This window comes from Boseongicola aestuarii, assembly GCF_900184815.1.
Lineage (GTDB): Bacteria > Pseudomonadota > Alphaproteobacteria > Rhodobacterales > Rhodobacteraceae > Boseongicola > Boseongicola aestuarii.
On the sequence record NZ_FXXQ01000008.1, the window covers coordinates 98,436 to 116,458 of the forward strand.

General features: G+C 59.5%; 20 protein-coding genes. 6 read left to right on the forward strand and 14 right to left on the reverse strand.

The genetic code is table 11. From position 1 onward, the window contains the following. Positions 1-93: 93 nt before the first annotated feature. Genes BOA8489_RS12400 through ureG form a run of 3 tightly spaced genes read left to right on the forward strand, consistent with a single transcriptional unit; the run spans position 94 to position 1,881 of the window. Complete coding sequence (locus BOA8489_RS12400) at positions 94-612, forward strand: urease accessory protein UreE (RefSeq protein ID WP_093974347.1); 519 nt, start codon at positions 94-96, stop codon at positions 610-612. Further along, a complete protein-coding gene (locus tag BOA8489_RS12405) occupies positions 569-1,243 on the forward strand; it encodes an urease accessory protein UreF (RefSeq protein ID WP_176440290.1) in 675 nt (224 codons plus the stop codon). The genes BOA8489_RS12400 and BOA8489_RS12405 overlap by 44 nt, the downstream gene beginning before the upstream one ends. After that, a complete protein-coding gene (gene ureG / locus BOA8489_RS12410; protein WP_093974349.1) occupies positions 1,240-1,881 on the forward strand; it encodes an urease accessory protein UreG in 642 nt (213 codons plus the stop codon). Before BOA8489_RS12405 ends, ureG begins: the two co-directional genes overlap by 4 nt. Here the strand turns inward: ureG and BOA8489_RS12415 are convergent. The 3 genes from BOA8489_RS12415 to infC form a co-directional block, all read right to left on the reverse strand. Further along, on the reverse strand, positions 1,848-2,822 hold the full coding sequence (locus BOA8489_RS12415) for a phosphoadenosine phosphosulfate reductase (RefSeq protein ID WP_176440291.1): 975 nt from the start codon (positions 2,820-2,822) through the stop codon (positions 1,848-1,850). The genes ureG and BOA8489_RS12415 overlap by 34 nt on opposite strands. A gap of 174 nt (positions 2,823-2,996) precedes the next feature. Further along, the gene (locus tag BOA8489_RS12420; protein WP_093974452.1) at positions 2,997-4,217 is read right to left on the reverse strand and encodes an acyl-CoA dehydrogenase; all 1,221 of its coding nucleotides are present in this window, start codon (positions 4,215-4,217) and stop codon (positions 2,997-2,999) included. A 165-nt stretch (positions 4,218-4,382) separates the two neighbouring features. After that, on the reverse strand, positions 4,383-4,895 hold the full coding sequence (gene infC / locus BOA8489_RS12425) for a translation initiation factor IF-3 (protein ID WP_245813819.1): 513 nt from the start codon (positions 4,893-4,895) through the stop codon (positions 4,383-4,385). 245 nt (positions 4,896-5,140) lie between these two features. On the opposite strand from infC, the gene BOA8489_RS12430 reads away from it, so the two are divergent. Further along, positions 5,141-5,824 (forward strand): hypothetical protein, encoded by a 684-nt coding sequence (locus BOA8489_RS12430; RefSeq protein WP_093974351.1) that lies wholly within the window; start codon positions 5,141-5,143, stop codon positions 5,822-5,824. Between the two features lie 59 nt (positions 5,825-5,883). On the opposite strand, the gene BOA8489_RS12435 is transcribed toward BOA8489_RS12430, so the two are convergent. The 6 genes from BOA8489_RS12435 to cysG all read right to left on the reverse strand — a co-directional run bounded on the left by BOA8489_RS12435 (position 5,884) and on the right by cysG (position 11,322). After that, positions 5,884-6,729, reverse strand: coding sequence for a ferredoxin--NADP reductase (locus BOA8489_RS12435; protein WP_093974352.1), 846 nt, complete (start codon positions 6,727-6,729; stop codon positions 5,884-5,886). Positions 6,730-6,797: 68 nt separating this feature from the next. Beyond that, the gene (locus tag BOA8489_RS12440; RefSeq protein WP_093974353.1) at positions 6,798-7,217 is read right to left on the reverse strand and encodes a DUF934 domain-containing protein; all 420 of its coding nucleotides are present in this window, start codon (positions 7,215-7,217) and stop codon (positions 6,798-6,800) included. After that, positions 7,214-7,963, reverse strand: a complete 750-nt coding sequence (locus BOA8489_RS12445; RefSeq protein WP_093974354.1) for a phosphoadenylyl-sulfate reductase — start codon at positions 7,961-7,963, stop codon at positions 7,214-7,216. Before BOA8489_RS12445 ends, BOA8489_RS12440 begins: the two co-directional genes overlap by 4 nt. Then, a complete protein-coding gene (locus tag BOA8489_RS12450) occupies positions 7,953-9,623 on the reverse strand; it encodes a nitrite/sulfite reductase (protein ID WP_093974355.1) in 1,671 nt (556 codons plus the stop codon). Before BOA8489_RS12450 ends, BOA8489_RS12445 begins: the two co-directional genes overlap by 11 nt. Positions 9,624-9,628: 5 nt before the next feature. Next, complete coding sequence (locus BOA8489_RS12455) at positions 9,629-9,928, reverse strand: DUF2849 domain-containing protein (protein WP_093974356.1); 300 nt, start codon at positions 9,926-9,928, stop codon at positions 9,629-9,631. Continuing rightward, positions 9,925-11,322: a siroheme synthase CysG gene (cysG, locus tag BOA8489_RS12460; RefSeq protein WP_093974453.1), complete on the reverse strand. Its 1,398-nt coding sequence runs from the start codon at positions 11,320-11,322 to the stop codon at positions 9,925-9,927. The genes BOA8489_RS12455 and cysG overlap by 4 nt, the downstream gene beginning before the upstream one ends. A 140-nt stretch (positions 11,323-11,462) precedes the next feature. On the opposite strand from cysG, the gene BOA8489_RS12465 reads away from it, so the two are divergent. Then, entirely contained in the window at positions 11,463-11,924 is a 462-nt protein-coding gene (locus tag BOA8489_RS12465) for an Lrp/AsnC family transcriptional regulator (protein ID WP_093974357.1), read from the forward strand. A 4-nt stretch (positions 11,925-11,928) separates the two neighbouring features. Here the strand turns inward: BOA8489_RS12465 and BOA8489_RS12470 are convergent, their stop codons facing one another. Beyond that, a complete protein-coding gene (locus BOA8489_RS12470; protein ID WP_093974358.1) occupies positions 11,929-13,119 on the reverse strand; it encodes a cytochrome P450 in 1,191 nt (396 codons plus the stop codon). Between the two features lie 182 nt (positions 13,120-13,301). On the opposite strand from BOA8489_RS12470, the gene BOA8489_RS12475 reads away from it, so the two are divergent. Then, positions 13,302-14,321, forward strand: a complete 1,020-nt coding sequence (locus BOA8489_RS12475; protein ID WP_093974359.1) for a DUF808 domain-containing protein — start codon at positions 13,302-13,304, stop codon at positions 14,319-14,321. A 12-nt stretch (positions 14,322-14,333) separates the two neighbouring features. Here BOA8489_RS12475 and BOA8489_RS12480 read toward each other — a convergent pair whose 3' ends face one another. The 4 genes from BOA8489_RS12480 to BOA8489_RS12495 all read right to left on the reverse strand — a co-directional run bounded on the left by BOA8489_RS12480 (position 14,334) and on the right by BOA8489_RS12495 (position 17,750). Next, entirely contained in the window at positions 14,334-14,534 is a 201-nt protein-coding gene (locus BOA8489_RS12480) for a YgaP family membrane protein (protein ID WP_093974360.1), read from the reverse strand. 82 nt (positions 14,535-14,616) lie between these two features. After that, a complete protein-coding gene (gene mmsB, locus BOA8489_RS12485; protein ID WP_093974361.1) occupies positions 14,617-15,486 on the reverse strand; it encodes a 3-hydroxyisobutyrate dehydrogenase in 870 nt (289 codons plus the stop codon). After that, a complete protein-coding gene (locus BOA8489_RS12490) occupies positions 15,483-16,526 on the reverse strand; it encodes an enoyl-CoA hydratase/isomerase family protein (RefSeq protein WP_093974362.1) in 1,044 nt (347 codons plus the stop codon). The genes mmsB and BOA8489_RS12490 overlap by 4 nt, the downstream gene beginning before the upstream one ends. 90 nt (positions 16,527-16,616) lie before the next feature. Next, positions 16,617-17,750, reverse strand: coding sequence for a carboxylate-amine ligase (locus BOA8489_RS12495; RefSeq protein ID WP_093974363.1), 1,134 nt, complete (start codon positions 17,748-17,750; stop codon positions 16,617-16,619). Between the last annotated feature and the right edge of the window lie 273 nt (positions 17,751-18,023).

The following is an 18,023-nucleotide window of genomic DNA, read 5'->3' on the forward strand; positions in this document are numbered from 1 at the left end:
TCTCTGCGACGCCCGGCGCGTCGCTCTGTCGTATATCGGCCCGTTCGGAGACCCTCCGACACGGGCCTTTTGCGTTTTTGAAAGGTGTTCTGCATGACGTCGCTGCCGCTTTGCCAATCCATCCGACCCGGCGCCGGTTCCGGCGCAACAGATCGCTGTCATCTAACCTATGAAGACCGTTTCCTGCGGCGCAAGGTGCTTACCAGCGACAGCGGAATGCAGTTTCTCGTCGATCTGGAAGGGGCTACGCATCTGAACGATCAGGACGCCTTCGTTCTGGAAGATGACCGCCTGATTGCAATCACAGCTGCGCCCGAAGACCTGGTTCAGGTCACCGGCCACGATCTTTTGCGCTTTGCCTGGCATATCGGAAACCGACACACGCCATGCCAGGTCGAGACCGCGCGTCTGCTCATTTCGCGCGACCACGTGATTGAAGCCATGCTAAGGCAGTTGGGCGCTGAGTTAACTTTGGTTAACGAACCTTTCCTGCCCGAAGGCGGTGCATACGGGCATGGCCGCACCTTCGGGCATGATCATGGGCCCGCTCACGGCCATGCAAAGTCCCATGGCCACGATCACCATCACGGCCATGCTCATAGCCATGAGTGATGCCGATCTGTTAACCTTGACGCATTGGCTGTCTCCGGTTTTTCCGGTGGGCGGATACGCCTATAGTCAAGCACTTGAGACCGCGATTGCCGACGGTGACGTGAAGGACAGTGCCAGCCTTGCGGATTGGCTGCGGTTTACCCTGACGGATGGAAGCGGGCAGGCGGATGCGATCTTGCTGACGTCTGCGATGGCACCGGACGCCGACCTTGCGGGCTTGAATTTCTGGGCTGCCGCGCTGGCCCCAAGCGCCGAACGCTGGCAGGAAACTTCGGAGCAGGGGGCTGCCTTCACCCGCGCCGTTAACGATCTCCGCGGCGAAAGCGCAACCGCTGCCGCGCTGCCTATCGCGGTCGGTCGGGCGGCGCGCGGTCTCGACCTTGCGACCCACCGAGTGGCCGCGCTTTACCTTCAGTCGATGATTGCGACGCTGGTCACCGGAGCCGTGCGTCACATTCCGCTGGGGCAGGCGGCTGGGCAAAAGATAATTGCCGCGCTGCAACCGACGATCCTTGCCGTGGCCGAAGATGCGCCGGGAAAATCCCCCATCGACATCCGCAGCGCCACCTTCGGCGCGGACCGCGCGTCGATGATCCACGAAACGCAGGAAACACGGATATTTCGCACATGAGCCACCTTCACGGACCCCTCCGCATCGGCATCGGAGGCCCCGTCGGGGCCGGAAAAACTTCGCTGACCGAGGCGCTTTGCCGCCACATGGCGGGGCGATATTCGATGGCGGTGATCACCAACGATATCTACACGCGCGAAGACGCCGAAGCTCTGACGCGCGCGCAGGTCTTGCCGGCCGAGCGCATTCGCGGCGTCGAAACCGGGGGCTGTCCACATACGGCGATTCGCGAAGATGCCTCGATCAATCTGGCTGCCGTGGCGGATTTGCGGGCGTGTTTTCCGGACCTCGACATGATCCTGATCGAAAGCGGTGGCGACAATCTCGCGGCGACCTTTTCACCCGAACTGGCGGATTTGACGATCTACGTGATCGACACGGCGGCGGGTCAGGACATTCCACGCAAGAAGGGGCCGGGTCTGACGCGTTCGGATCTTCTGGTGGTAAACAAACTGGATCTGGCACCCTACGTTGGCGTCGACCCCGAGCTCTTGGCCTCGGATGCCGCGGCGGCACGGGCTGGGCGACCGCATGTGATGGCTGCGATCCGCGAGGGCAAGGGTGTGGCTGACATCGTCGCGTTTCTGGAAAAAGCGGGTGGCTTTCAACCGACGTTGGAACCTGCCTCGGCGGATTGACCGGGCAGCGCGCGGCCCTGTTCCTTCAGTCGGGCTTCGGCAGCTTCAAGGTGATGGCGAAAACGCGGAATAGGGCGATCCGCCAATACCGCGCGGCACAAAAGCGCCGTCAGAAAGGGACGGTCCTCGGCGATCACGCGTGCAAGCAAGGCGCGCAGATATGGCATATGACGCCGCCGCGCGCGCATATTTCGCGCCACCTGGACTGGAGAAAGATAGCCGTTGACGGCTACTTCGCAGAGCCGGGAAATCAGCCCCATCGTGCGCAGATCACTGTCGATCGCGCCCGAGCGACCTCGACGGTAGCGGTGTTTGAAGATGTTCGGGCCGCGAAAAAGCGCGGCATGCATGGCGTCTTCAACCTCGTCGGGATCATAGATGATATAGGCGGCCTCGGCGGCTTCAAGCATGTCGGGCGCAAAGCCGTAGCGCGATGTGAAATCCATCCGGCGGGTGCCTTCAAAGCGCGAGTCCCATTCGGTCAGTTCGCGCGCCAGAGTGGCTTGCGGAGAGACCGCTATCACTGTCGCCCCCGGTGCGACGACCGAGAATGCCGCAGCCGCATAGCCACACATTCCTGCCCCGTAGAAGATGACCTTGTCGAAATCCTCGAAGAAGCCTTCGTCGACCAGTCGGTCGAAATAGCCGTACACAAAGGGACTGCGATACCAGGTTTCTTTCATCGCCAGCAGCGTCAGATGCGACCAGCCGCGGCTTTCGCAGACGTCAAAGCCAAGCGGCAGGCCGGTTTCACTGACCGAGCGCGCTCCTGCAAGTGTTTCAAAAGAAACGAAAAGAACCTCTTGCGACCGGTCAACAAAGACCGCCGCATGGTGATCACCCAATGGTGAGAAATATCCTTCTTCCTCGCCAATATCCTCAAGCTGAACAAGCCATTGGGTATCGGTGAGATCGTCGGATAAAGCAGCCCCCGCTACCATATCACACGCCCCCGAACACACTACGCCTTGACGTTATCGGAGGTCGGGGGGCCGTGGCAAGGCGTGGCTTGGGGACAAAGGCGTGCGATTGTTTCGCTTTTGAAGACGCGGTGAAGGGGATTCCGCCCCCCCCCGCTTTCGCTTTCCCCCGAGATTTTTCGGACCCAAAGAGGGTTAAAAGAAAGCTTGCAGATTGGTTTGCGCGCGACCGAGGATCAGGGCGTGAATGTCGTGGGTGCCTTCGTAGGTGTTCACGGTTTCAAGGTTCATCATGTGGCGAATGACTTGAAACTCCTCGCTAATCCCGTTGCCGCCGTGCATATCGCGGGCCATGCGCGCGATATCGAGCGCCTTGCCGCAGTTGTTGCGTTTGATCAGGCTGATCATTTCGGGGGCGGCGTTTGCGGCGTCCATCAGGCGACCGACCTGCAAGGCGGCCTGAAGGCCCAGCGTGATTTCGGTCTGCATGTCGGCCAGCTTTTTTTGAAACAATTGCGTCTGCGCGAGGGGCTTGCCGAATTGCTTGCGATCCAGCCCGTATAGACGCGCGGCGTGCCAGCAGGCTTCGGCGGCACCCATCACACCCCAGGCGATACCATAGCGGGCGCGATTCAGGCAGCCAAAGGGGCCTTTCAGACCCGCGACGCCAGGAAGCAGGGCGTCCTCGCCGACTTCGACGTTTTCCATCACGATCTCGCCGGTGACTGATGCGCGTAGAGATTGTTTTCCCGATATTTTCGGAGCGGAGAGGCCTTTCATGCCTTTTTCGAGAACGAAGCCCTTGATCTTGCCGTCATGGGCGTCGGACTTGGCCCAGACCACGAAGACGTCGGCGATCGGGCTGTTCGAGATCCACATTTTGGCGCCGTTCAGAAGGTAACCGCCGTCCGTCTTGCGCGCGGTCGTCGTCATGCCCGCCGGGTCAGAACCGGCGTCCGGTTCGGTCAGGCCGAAACATCCGATGAGCGTGCCTGCGGCCAGTCCCGGCAGGTATTTCTGCCGCTGTTCTTCGGTGCCGTAGGCATAGATCGGATACATCACCAGCGAGGACTGCACCGACATCATCGAGCGATAACCGGAATCCACACGTTCAATCTCGCGCGCGACAAGCCCGTAGGCGACATAGCCGGCACCCAACCCGCCATAGCCTTCGGGGATCGTGACGCCGAGCAGGCCCGCAGTTCCCATTTCGGCGAAAATGCCGGGATCGACGGTCTCGTTTGCGTAGGCAGCGCGCACTTTCGGGGCCAGAACATCACCTGCAAAATCGCGTGCGCCCTGTGCCAGCATGCGTTCTTCTTCACTCAACTGGTCCGACAGGCGCAACGCGTCTTCCCAGTCGAAACGACCAAGATCGGGAGCGTCTTTGGATGTCGGCGTCGCTTGCAGGTTCATCGGGGGCCTCTGTGTCGAAGGGTGAAGAATCGGTGCAAGTGTCGCGCAATCACCAGCGAAACGAAAGGGCGCGCCTGCACCAACAGGGCGCAAGCCGGCGTAGCCCCAAACATGAAAAAACCCGACCAAAGTGGCCGGGTTTTGAAAAAAATTGAGATCGGGCGCTTACTTCGCAGGGCCGATCATCATGACCATCTGGCGGCCTTCCATCTTGGGCATGTTCTCGACCTTGCCGACACCTTCGACATCGTCGGCCACACGCTCCAGCAACTCACGTCCAAGGTTCTGGTGCGCCATTTCGCGCCCGCGGAACCGCAACGTTATTTTGACCTTGTCCCCGGCTTCGAGGAACCGCATCACGTTGCGCATCTTGACGTCATAGTCGTTGGTGTCCGTATTGGGGCGGAACTTGATCTCTTTGACTTCGATGATCTTCTGTTTCTTGCGGGCCTCGCTCTCGCGCTTTTGCTGCTCGTACTTGAACTTGCCGAAGTCCATGATCTTGCAGACGGGAGGGGTCGCATTCGGAGAAATTTCAACCAGATCGAGCCCGGCATCAATCGCCATTTCCACGGCGCGTTCCGGCGTCACCACGCCGACGTTTTCTCCTTCGGCGCCGATAAGGCGAATTTCGGGCGCTCGGATATGTTCATTGATCCGGGGGCCTGTGTTACGCACCGGGGGTGCGTTGTGTGGTCTGCGAGCGATGGTGAGCGTCCTTTCCGTAATGACTGTTCTGGTCGCGTAAATTAAGGGCAGTTCGCGCTGCTTACAACCATGAAAGCGCGACCTTGGGCAATGGAGACCACTTCTGTTGCATTGGCTGTGTTTTGCCGGTTTTGCGGCAGTGCAGCATTGGGGCTGGACAATGGAGGCCGCGGGTCTCATGAGGCGCCTAGTTTGGTTACCAGGAGACCTGAGTTATGAGAAATATCGTTATTGCAGTCATCGTCCTCGCCGTTGCCGCGGCAGGTTGGTTTTTCCTGCAAAATCAAGGAAATGAACCGGCTGTGGTCGAGGCACCCGCACCCGTGGAAACCCCGGCTGCCGTAGAAGAGGTCGTCGAGGAAACAACCGAGGCCGCCGAAGCTGTCGGCGATGCTGTCGAGACCGCTGTTGAAGGTGCGTTGGATGCTGCCAACAGCGCAATCGACCAGGCTGCCACGGCCGCATCCGACGCTGTCAACGAAGCCCTTGGCGAAGGTTCGGCTGCGGCGGATGCCGTGGGTGATGTGGTTAACAATCTGACGGAACAGGCGCAGGATGCTGTGCAGGGCTTGGCCGACGAGGCAACCGGCGCCGCAACAACGGATGCCACTGAAACCGGGACCGAGGCGGCAGCCGATGCGACCGAGGCCGCGTCTGATGCAACCGAAGCGGCCGCAGATGCCGCGACAGAAACGGCGACCGATACCGCAGACGCGGTTGCGGATGCGGCACCCGAAGCGCCCGCGTTTGATGCGGATGAGTTGCGTGCGCGGGTCGCCGCCAGTGAACTCGGCGCCTTGGCGAAGGCGACGCTGAACGCGGCGATCAATGCTGCCGAAGGTAACCCCGAGATGATTCAGGACGTGATCGATCAGGTCTCGGAAGCACTCGGAAACTAAGACAAAAGGCCGCGCAGGACGGGTTCCGGCGCGGCCTTTTCAAGTGTCAAAACGATAGTTCAGTCGAGAAACGCTTTTTCAACGACATAGTGCTGTGGCCGCGAATTCGCGCCCTCGACCAGACCATAGCCTTCCAGCATGTCCTTTATTTCCAGATTGAACGCCAGATTTCCGCACACCATCGCACGGTCGGTTTCCGGCGTCAGTTCCGGCACATTCAGGTCGGCAAACACTTCGCCCGAGCGCATCAGATCGGTGATCCGGCCCATCTTCGGGCTCTCTTCGCGCGTGGTCGTGGGATAATACCTCAACTTGTCGGCAAATCCTTCACCTATAAGTTCCGCCAGCATCTCGTCTTCGCGGATCGACTGGATCAGATCCCGGCCATAGGTCAGCTCTCCCACCTCGCGGCAGGTGTGCGTGATGATGACTTCGTCATAGTCCTCATAGGTCTGCGGGTCGCGTAAAAGCGACGCAAAAGGTGCAAAGCCCGTGCCGGTTGCGAACAGCCAGAGACGTTTGCCCGGTAGCAGCGCGTCATGCACCAAGGTGCCGACAGGTTTCGGGCGCAGGATAATTTCGTCTCCTGGCTTAATGTGCTGTAATCGCGAGGTTAATGGCCCATCCTGCACCTTGATCGAATAGAACTCTAATTCGTCATCCCAGGATGGCGATGCGATGGAATAGGCGCGCAGCAGCGGTTTCTGCTTGCCTGTTTTCGGGTCCGGGTCGCCCATCAGGCCGATCATCACGAACTCGCCCGAACGAAATCTCAGCGACGCAGGCCGCGTGCAGCGGAAGGAAAACAATCGGTCGGTATAGTGCTTAACTTCCGTGACGCGCTGTGCATCGGGAAGGGTCACGGGTCTGGCTGTGGCTTGGTTCACGTGTTTCTGCTCGGTCATAAATGTTAACGACCCTTCTAGGGTCGCCCCTCGTCCTAAACGTTGATGTCAGTCAAATAAAGCGTCGTTCAACCGCGCAGCCGCGATTGATAGTCATGCGCGCGCCAATCGGCACGGGCCAACCACTGATCTTCGGGCTGGCGCTCCGCCAGTTCGGCGTCGATCTCAACCTCGTTAAACCCTGAGCGACGCGCCATCGCATATTGGTCGGCGATGACGTGACCTTTGGCGCGAAGACGCCCTTGAAAGCCCATCAGACGCAGGCGGCGCGCAATGGTAAAGCCGCGTCCATCGGCAAAGCTGGGGAAATCCACCCGGATCAGATCGATCCCCGGAAGGCGGTCCTGCAAGATTTCGGGATCGGCATCGCTTGCCAGATCCACGGCGACAGCAGGGGCGGAATCGTTGGCTGCAAGCTGCTGCGGCAGCTTGAACCCTTGCGCCCAATCATCGCTTTCAAAGCCTGTATCGGTGACGATGACGGTCATGTCCGCGCCTCCGAAAACCGTCGAACGGTTTGGCCGTTAACCAAGTGTATCCCGCATTCCGACTTGTCCAGCCCGCGCCAGCGACCCGCACGCGCATCTTCGCCGGGCGCCACTTTCGTCGTGCAGGGCGCACAACCGATCGAGGCATAGCCCTTCGAGACAAGAGGATGGCGCGGCAAGCGGTTGTTTTGAAGATAGTCCTCGATATCCGCGTGCGAGAAATGCGCAAGAGGATTGATTTTCATTCTGTTTTCGCCGTCAGCCTCGAAGAAGCGAAGCGCGGTGCGCTTGCCGCCCTGAACGCGTTTGCGCCCCGTGACCCACGCCTCAAAAGGGGCGAGAGCGCGTTTCAGCGGCTCGGACTTGCGCATCGCACAGCAGGCGTCCGGGTTGGTCACATGCAACCTGCTATTGGGGTCGTTCACAAAGGTTAAGTCCCGGTCGGGGCCAAAGACCCGCACATCGGTCAACCGTAATGCCGTCGCAACATCGCGTTGGTACTCCAGCGTTTCAGGAAAGAGCATTTCGGTGTCCAGAAACAAGACCGGCGTGGTCCTGTCGATCACCGAAACCATGTGCAAAAGCACGACGGACTCGGCGCCGAACGATGACAAGAGCGCAGTGCGACCGACCAGAGGGTCACGTAACGCGTGTTCCAGAACAGATGCCGCCGAGTGGTGGGCATAGATCCGGTTCAGTTCGTCAACGCGTTCGCTGACCGGGGAAACTGCGGCTTCAAGCGGCATTTTGTGCCTCCTTTTCGGGATAAAGAGCTGCCTTGAACGGGGTCAGTCCGACCCGGCGATAAGTCATGAGAAACGTCTCATCCGCATCATTTCGGATGTGCAAATAGGCCCCAATCAGCCGCTCGATCGCAGGTACGATGTCCTCGGCGGAAAAGCCGGGACCCGCGCGTTCTCCAACTGTGGCTGTTTCGGTTCCGTTGCCGCCAAGCGTAATCTGGTAATTCTCGACACCGGCGCGATCCAGCCCCAAAATTCCGATGTGACCCACGTGGTGGTGGCCACAGGCGTTGATGCAGCCCGAAATCTTGATCTTCAGCGCCCCGATCTCGTGCTCCAGTTTCAAAGCGTCGAACCGCTCTGCGATCTCCTGCGCGATCGGGATCGACCTTGCCGTCGCCAGCGCGCAATAATCCATGCCGGGGCAGGCGATGATGTCGCTCACCAGACCGATATTCGCGGTTGCGAGGTCTGCAGCGCGTAAACCTTCGTAAACAGCCGGAAGATCGGATTTATGCACATGTGGCAGGATCACGTTCTGCTCGTGGCTGATGCGCAGTTCGTCATGTCCATAACGTTCGGCAAGCTCGGCCAGTGCGCGCATCTGGTCCGCGCTGGCATCCCCAGGCGTTGCGCCGTGTTTCTTGATCGAAACCGAGACAATCGCATAGCCCGGCGCGCGGTGGTCATCCAGATTTGTGTCCGTCCAGGATCGAAACGCTGGGTTGGCCGCACGATACGCCTCATATCCTTCAAGTTGGGCATCGCGGAACGTCGGGGGGGTGAACTCAGCTTCGATTTTCTTCAACAGATCCTGATCGAAGCCACTGAATTCACGTCGTAATTCGTCAAAGCGTGCTTCCACGAGATCGCGGATCTTATCCAGCCCGTTCTCTGCAACCGTAATCTTGATGCGCGCTTTATACTTGTTGTCGCGGCGTCCAAGCAGGTTGTAAACGCTGACAATCGCTTCGCAATAGGGCAGCAAGTGCGCCTTAGGCAGAAAGTCCCGGATCACTTTTCCGATCATCGGCGTGCGACCCAAGCCACCGCCAACAATCACCTCGAAGCCGGGTTCACCCGCGTCATTCCGGACCATCCGAAGCCCGATATCATGTGCCTTGGTGACGGCGCGATCCTTTGGCGAACCCGTCACCGCAATCTTGAATTTCCGCGGCAAGAACTGGAATTCGGGGTGGTCAGTCGACCATTGCCGCAAAAGCTCCGCAATGGGACGCGGGTCTTCGATTTCGTCCGCTGCAGCGCCCGCAAAATGATCTGCGGTCACATTGCGGATCGTGTTGCCCGAGGTTTGAATGGCATGCATCCCGACGTCCGCAAGGGCGTCCAGCATGTCTGGAATATCTTTTAGTTTCGGCCAGTTATACTGAATATTCTGGCGCGTCGTAAAGTGGCCATATCCTTTGTCCCATCGCTCGGCCAGATAGGCAAGCTGACGCATCTGGCGTGCGTTCAACGTGCCATAAGGGATCGCGACGCGCAGCATATAGGCATGCAGCTGCAAGTAGAGACCGTTCATCAGTCTTAACGGCTTGAATTCGTCCTCGGTGAGCGCGCCTTCGAGGCGTCGCTCGACTTGACCACGAAACTGGGCCACGCGCTCGCGCACGAATTTTTCGTCGAAATCTGTATAGGTATACATGCGTTTCAGGCTCCGACTTGCTTGCCATGAGGATAATTTGACGGGCCGCGCGTGCGGAATTCCTCGCGGAAATGCACCGGTGCAGGGCCCGCGTCCGAGGCTTTCGCGTCGACGAGATACGCGCCCACCACGACATCCGATTGCGCAATTGCAAAAAGCAACCGGTCCTGTGCAACAGCCTCGTCTTCCAGCAACTCGGCGTCCGCCATGTTGCGACTCCATTCGTCGCGTGGGGTTAACCATACGGCATCGCCTTCGATCAGGTCATTCGCAGTCAACACCTTGGGTGTGAAAGGGCGGCTCATAGCGCGATCTCCTTTGTTAATTCCGGGGAGGCGGCCAGCGCGGCGCGTGGTGCGAGGCCGAATAGAATAAGGGCAGGGCCGTTCATATCGGCTGAAGAAATATCGTCTGGCAAAGTGGACAAACGGCTTTCCAGAACACGTTGGTCGGCGCGCGATGCGTTTTCGACCACCGTCACCGGCGTATCAGGTGCGGCGCCGTGCATCATTAACCTTCCCTGCACGAACCTTGATGCCTTTCTGCCCATGTAGATCGCCGCAACCTGACCCGGTGCCGCCAAAGCGCGCCAGTCGTGCTCGGCATAGCCTTTCATGTCGTGGCCGGTAACGAACCTTACCGAAGCGTTACGATCCCGCTTGGTCAGGCTTTGACCAATCGAGGCAACCGCAGCCGACGCCGAGGTGATTCCGGGCACGATCGAAAAGTTAACGCCAGCCTGAGTCACGGCATCGATTTCCTCGTCCAGACGCCCGAAAACCGTCGGATCGCCAGACTTCAAACGCACCACATGCGCGCCCCGAAGCGCGTGTTCGACGATCAGCGCGTCGATGTCGGACTGCTTCATCGAGGGTCCAAAGCCTTCTTTTCCCGCGTTGATGATCAGTGCTTCGCGGCGCGCCAGCTCAAGAATTTCGGGCGTCACCAAACGGTCGTGGATCACGACATCCGCCTCGTGCAAGGCACGCCGCGCCTTGATCGTCAGCAATTCGGGATCGCCCGGTCCGGCACCGACAAATGTCACGCGCCCCGCTTCAGCATCTCTGTAAATGTGTTGCGCCAGAAGGTCTTCGAGGCCTTTGTGCAAACCCGCTTCGCCCGCGCGGTCAAAGGTTTCGGGACCGACGCGGTCGTAGTATTCTGACCAGAACGCCCGGCGCTTGCGGCCCATCGGCAAGACTTCGACAGCGCCGCGAAATGACTTGCCGACCCGCGCCAGCGTTCCAAGCGCGCGCGGAAGCCGCGCTTCGAGATCGGCCTTGATGGATCGCGCCAGGACCGGCGCTGCGCCTTCGGTGCCGATCGCAACCGTCACGGGATCACGGTCGACGATTGCCGGAGTGATGAACTGGCTTTGGCCCAGATTATCGACCCAATTGGTTAACGCACCATCCGCCTGCGCGAGCGCTGTCACCCGTGCATCTTCGGCGTCGTCGTCGTTCGCGGCATAGAAAAGCGTGGCACACATTGCGTCGCCCGGTTCCAGCGCGCGCGCGATAAGTGTTAACCGTCCTTGCGCCGCCAGAGCCGAAACCTCCGCAATCGGAGCGGCCGCCACGACGGTGATCCGCGCCTCGGTCTTCAGCAAAAGCCGAACCTTGGCCAAAGCGGCCTCGCCACCGCCGGACACGACGATGCGGCGACCTTCGACAGCAAGGAAAACGGGGAAATGCTTCATGACAGAACGACTCCGGTAGTTATTGCGCAAGAAATAGAACATTGTCCCGAAAAATTCGAGTATGGGCTTGATAGTAAGGACATTTGTTTCTATTCAATCACCAGCAGGAACAATCGTTCCATAATTACAAAGGAAACGGGATGGCGGCGCGCCTTGATGAGCTTGATCGGAAAATCCTCGGCACGCTTCAGGCGGATGCCGCGCAGTCGCTGGATGAGATCGCCAAGAAAGTGGGCTCGTCGAAGACGCCAGTGTGGAACAGGATTCGCAAGCTTCGAGAGGCGGGGATCATCGGTCAGCAAACGGTGTTGCTCGATGCCGAAGCTCTTGGCTTCGAGGCGTGTTTCTTCGTTTTGATCCGGACCTCGGCGCACGAAGCTGGTTGGCAGGCGAAATTCCTCAAGGCCTTGAAAGAAAGGCCGGAAGTGATGGAAGCGCACCGCCTTGCGGGGGATATCGATTATATCCTGAAGGTGCGTGTGCGCAACGCGCGCGCCTATGACGAGTTCTATCAGGCGCTGATCTCGGAGGTGCAGATCTACAACGTCACTGCGCTGCTTTCGATGGAAGAAATCAAGTCGACGACCATGCTGCCGATCTGATCGATCAGCGCGTTCCGCGGTCGACCATCAACCTTTCGAGGCCGCGAAAATGATAGAGGTTCGCGACCTTCGCAGGCTCGATGATGCGCAAACCGGGAAACCGCGAGAACAGGGCGGGCAGGGCGATCTGCAGCTCAAGCCGGGCAAGTGGTGCGCCGACGCAAAAGTGGATACCCGCCCCGAAGGCGGTGTTCTTCACGATGTCGCGGAACGGGTCGAACCTGTCTCCGTCGGGCCAGATCGCATCATCGCGACAAGCCGACCCCAAGAGGCATCCCACCTCGTCGCCGGGCTTGAAATGCGTGCCCATGATGTCGACCGGTTCATAGACGTGGCGCGTGAACATATGCAGCGGAGGATCGAACCGCAGGCATTCTTCCACCGCGTACCCAATGCGTTCGGGCTGCATTGCCTCGTGAAGTTGCGCATGTCCCACCAGTTGGCGCACGGCGTTGCCGATGCTGTGCACAGTGGCCTCGTGACCTGCGTTCAACAACAGGATGCAAGTGGTGATCAGCTCGTCCGTCGACAGCTTTTCGCCGTCCTCTTCGGCGGCGATCAGTGTCGAGATCAGGTCGTCTTTGGGGCTGGACCGGCGCTCGTCGACATAGCGGCGCATGAAGTCGCTGAATGCTTTTGCAGCCGCCGCGGCGCGGTCTTCGATCTGGATCGTGCAGCGCGACTGATACATCGCGACCATATCGTTCGACCAAGACAACAGTTGCGGCGCCATGCTTTCGGGAACACCCAGAAGCCGCGCGATCACGATCACGGGCAAAGGCCGCGCGTAAGCGTCCAGCAGGTCGAAGGGCCCGTCTGGAAACCGGTTCATCAATGTGTCCGCGATCATCGAGATTTCGGGCGCCAGACTGGAAATCCGGTTGCGCGTAAAGGCTCGCAGTACCAATTGGCGCAGACGCGTGTGCTTTGGCGGTTCAAGCTCAAGCATCGAATGCGCTTCGACGGCATAGAACGGCTCCAGCCCCGGACGGATCGGCTTTTGACGCGTGGGCGGCACTTCGCGCCCCATTTTCCGCGACTTCAATACGCGATCAACGGACTCATGGGTCGTCGCCATGGGCATTCCATAGTCTTCCCAGAACACGAAATCCCCTAGCGCCCGCGCTTGGCGGTAAAACGCATATGGGTTTTGCACAAACCCGGGGTCTGTTGGCGATTGCGAGAGTCGCTCCAAATCGCTGTCCCTTCAAAGCCAGGATATCTCAACGTCCAGAAACCTAGATCTAGCGCCGTGCGCGAAAGGACAATCTGGCCTTTTGGACAGGTTCCAGGGTTCAACGCGCCTTGTCTTGGGTTCATATCCGCGCTGCGCTATGTCATCAATAAGGACCGGACCGACCTGGCGAAAGGCGAGATATGAGCGGACTTCTAGCGCTATTGGATGATGTCGCAGCAATTGCGAAACTTGCGGCAGCGCAGGTCGATGATATCGCGGGGCAGGCGGCCAAGGTCGGGGCCAAGGTCGGCGGCACGGTCCTTGATGATGCGGCCAAGGCGGGCGCCAAAGCTGCGGGCGTGGTCATCGACGACGCGGCCGTGACGCCGAAATACGTTACAGGTTTGCCCGCTGCGCGCGAACTGCCGATCATCTGGAAAATCGCGCGTGCATCGTTCTTCAACAAGCTTGTGATCCTGCTGCCCGCAGCCCTATTGCTGAGTGCCTTCTTGCCATGGCTGGTGACACCACTGCTGATGCTCGGCGGGTGCTATCTCTGCTTCGAGGGGGCCGAGAAAATCGCGCACGCCGTTTTCGGCCACGAGAAATCCTACGCCGAAGAGGCCGAAACGCTGGACGCGGTGCATCTTGAAGAACAGCGCGTCAAAGGTGCGATCAAGACCGACTTCATCCTGTCCGCCGAGATTATGACGATCTCGCTGGCCGCGATTGAATCGGACGACTGGATCACCTCGGCGGTGGTGCTGGCCATTGTGGCGATCGGCATCACGGCACTGGTTTATGGTGCTGTCGCCTTGCTGGTCAAAATGGACGACGCGGGCCTGAAACTGACGCAAATCGGCCGTCTGGCGGCGACGCGCGCTTTTGGCTTCTGGCTGGTGAAATCCATGCCCGCCATCATGACGACAATCGCCGTTATCGGCACGGCTGCTATGCTTTGGGTCGGCGGGAATATCATCGTTCATGGCCTCGAAGTACTGGGATGGCACTGGCCCTATAAAACGATCCACGCAATCGCAGTCAGCGTCGCAGCCTCGGCTTCGGCGGCGACGGGATTTGTCGAATGGTTGGCCACGGCGTTTCTGGACGGCATCCTTGGGCTGGGCCTTGGTCTTGCCCTGATGCCACTGGTCAACCTTGCGATCGCCCCGACGTTCGCACGACTGTTCCCGGAAAAGAACGTGACACCGTCACATTAGAAAGCCGCTTTTTTACCGCAGCTTGCAGGTCGAAATTCCGAAGATCGAATAGGCTGGACAACTGCCCATAAGCCCTGTCACCAGCGGCACGATACCGATCAGCAGTACCCAGCGCAGGCCCATATCGGGCAGCATGAAAAACGCGATCAACAAGGCCAGACCAACGCCAATCCGGGCCGCACGGTCGAAGGTGCCTACATTCTTGGTTAACATGTCGTATCTCCTGATTGAGGTTACGAAGATTGATATGCATAAACCTTTATGTGTTCCTTGATCTCGATCAACGGCAAAATATCTACATCCGGCCCCGGCGCACGAACCAGGGCAGCATGGCCGAAAAATCAACGCCCACACGGCCCTCGCCCTCGACGAACTGAGCGTAAAGATCGCGCGCCAGACGGCCCATGGGAGTGTCCGCGCCAACCGCGTCCGCCGCATGCTGAGACAGCCGCAAATCCTTCAGCATCAACTCCGAGGCGAACCCCGGCTTGTAGTCGTTGTCGGCAGGCGATTGCGGCCCGATTCCGGGCGCGGGGCAATAGACGTTCATCGACCAGCTATACCCCGATGAGGTTGACACCACGTCGAACATCGCCTGGCGATCCAGTCCCAACTTGTCGGCCAGAGCAAAGGCCTCGCAGGTAGCGATCATCGTGGCGCCAAGGACCATGTTGTTGCAGATCTTTGCCGCCTGACCATTGCCCGAAGGCCCGCAATGCACAGCCTTTTGGCCCATCACGTCAAACAAAGGGGACGCGATCCGAAAGGCCTCGTCGCTGCCACCGACCATGAAGGTCAACGTGCCTGCCGCCGCGCCTCCGATCCCGCCCGACACAGGGGCATCCAGCGCCAGTACGCCGGCGTCTGCGGCCAAACTTGCGACAGCCCGCGCGCTTTCGACATCCACTGTCGAGCAATCCAGAAAGACCGCGCCCGCCTCCATCACCGGGATGATCTGCATGGCAACCGCGCGCAGGATCGGTCCGCTTGGCAACATCGTGATCACCACATCCGCGCCCGATGCGGCGTCGACGGCGTGATCCGCCAGCGTCAGCCCCTCGGGGTGTGTCGCCGTGTCGAATCCGATCACGTCATGGCCCGCCGCCACCAGATTGGCCGCCATCGGCGCGCCCATGTTCCCAAGCCCGATAAAGCCGATCTTCATGCAGTCTCCTCCAATGACAATTCATGTGCGCCCAACGGAAACAGCATTGATGCCACCTCCATTGCCGTAGGGTCTTCCAGCGCCGCATGCGCCCATTTCGGCGCGCGGTCACGGTCGATTATGGCCGCGCGGATACCCTCCTGAAAGTCGCCCTGTTCCGCCAGCCGATAGGCGAAACGAAACTCGCCGCGCAGGGCTTCGTCGATCCTGTAACGCACGCGGGCGCGGTGCACCAACTCCATCGCACCGCAGGTCGCAAGCGGCGCGTTACGCGCCAGCTTTTTCAGGGCCTCACGCGCGAACTCGCTTTGCGATGCCCGCAGCATCGTCAAAGTATCCCGAAGCCGTTCTCCACCGAAAAATTCATTTATATCAGATAATTGAGATTCCAAATCGCTCGTTGGCGCGGCACCGGCCAAGTGATCTATCGCCTCCCAGTCGCCAGTTTCTTCCAGCGTTTCGATCAGGTCGGGCCAAAGCGGTTCGTCAATGAAATAGTCCGCGAATCCCGCGAAAATCGCGTCTCCCGCGGTCATTCGCGCGCCGGTGCAACCAAGGTATTCGCCAACCCGTCCCGGTGCGCGCGCCAGCAAGAGCGACCCCCCCACATCCGGCACCAGACCAATCGAAACTTCGGGCATGGCGATCTGGCTGGACGCGCAGACCACGCGGTGCGACGCGTGGCATCCGACGCCCACGCCGCCGCCCATCGTGTACCCCTTCATGAAGCTGGCAACAGGTTTCGGGAAATCGAAAACGGTCGCGTTCATACGGTATTCCGCACGCCAAAAATCGCGCGCCACGCTCGGGTCGCCCGCGACCAGAGCGGCATATATATCGGCAATGTCGCCGCCCGCACAAAACGCCTTTTCGCCAGCGGCGTCGATCACCAGCATGGCGATATCGTCGTCCTTCGCCCAGAGGGGCAGGGTGGCCGAAATCGCCTCGACCATCTCCAGAGTAAGCGCGTTCAAGGCATCGGGGCGCGTCAGCGTGATACGTCCGACGCGTCCTGATTTTCGGATGTCGATGTCGCTCATGGGCCCCTCACGGCATCAGGCCGACCAAGGCGGCAGTCCTGCATTCATATAGGTTAACGCGTCCAAAAGTTAACGTCCAAGCAGCGCGTTTCACAGGTCTGCCGTGAATTCCTCGATCAGATGCCCCACCACAGCCACCAGAGCCGTGTCGTGATCATCCCCCAACTCGCGTCGCCCGGCATAGACCTCGCGCTGGCGGTCCGCGCTTGTGCCATTGGCCGCGATATCGCGGGTGCGGGCCAGCGCCTCGGTGCAGCGCAGGATCCCGGCGTCCTCCTCGACCAGTGTCTGCAGTTCGTCGGTCAATTCGGTCAGCGAAACGATCTCGCCGCGGCCAAAGTCGATCAGCCCTCCCTTCACGCCGAACCGCTGCGCCCGCCAGCGGTTTTCGCCCACCAGAAACCGGTCGTAAATGCGCCAGCGCTGGTTGTTGCGCGACAATCGCCAAAGCATCCGCGTCAGGCATTGCGTCATGGCCGCCAGCGTCAGTGTGTCCTCAAGTCTCGGAGAAACATCGCAAATCCGGCTTTCAATCGTCGGATACCGATGCGAAGGGCGCAGGTCCCACCAGATTTTCGTCGTGTCCTCGATGATCTTGAGGTCCGTCAGAATACCCGCCGTGCGCTCGTATTCGCCCCAGCTTCCAAAGCGCGGCGGCAGGCCGGTGCGGGGCAAATTGTCGAAAACCGTCAGCCGATAGGACGCCAGTCCGGTGTCCTGCCCCTGCCAGTAAGGTGACGAGGCCGACAACGCCAGAAGGTGCGGCAGGAAGTAGATCATCTGGTTCATCAGATCGACGCGCATCTCCTTGTCGTCGATCCCGACATGGACATGCATGCCGGAAATCAACATCCGCCGCGCAACACCGCCCATCTCGTTTTCAAGCTGATTATAGCGTTCCTTGTTGGTGTGATGGGCCTTTTTCCAGTCCGCGAACGGATGGCACGAGACCGCAATCGGTGCCAGATCGTGCTTTTTGGCCTCCTCGGCCACGACCGATCTTAACCTTCGTAAATCCTCGCGCGCGGCTTCTATATCGGCGCAGACCTGCGTTCCGACTTCGACCTGGCAGGCTTTGAATTCAGGGCTGAACTGACCTTCCAGGCGCGCCGCACAAGCGTCCATCATCGCCGCCGGAGCCTCGGCCAAAGCGCCGATATCGGGCCTTACCAGCAGGTATTCTTCTTCAATTCCAATGGTGAAATCCGGCGGTGCTGTGCTCATGCGAGGTCCCTTCGTGCTGGCTCTAAAACCTAAGCAGCCAAGCCGGATTTTAACAAGCCTGCGATTCGTCCGGAAAATCCGCGATCACGGACAGTCCTAACAATTGATGAATATTGTTGCGAGATCGAAACCAATCATGATCCGGAGAACCTCGAAATCTGGCAAAATTAAGGTTTATTAAAAGAAATCCGCCCGATTTTTGCCATATTCCCTTGGCGTTCGAAAGGAAGCTGTGTAATTTAAAGACACGAAATACCGAGTGCGTCTCCATTT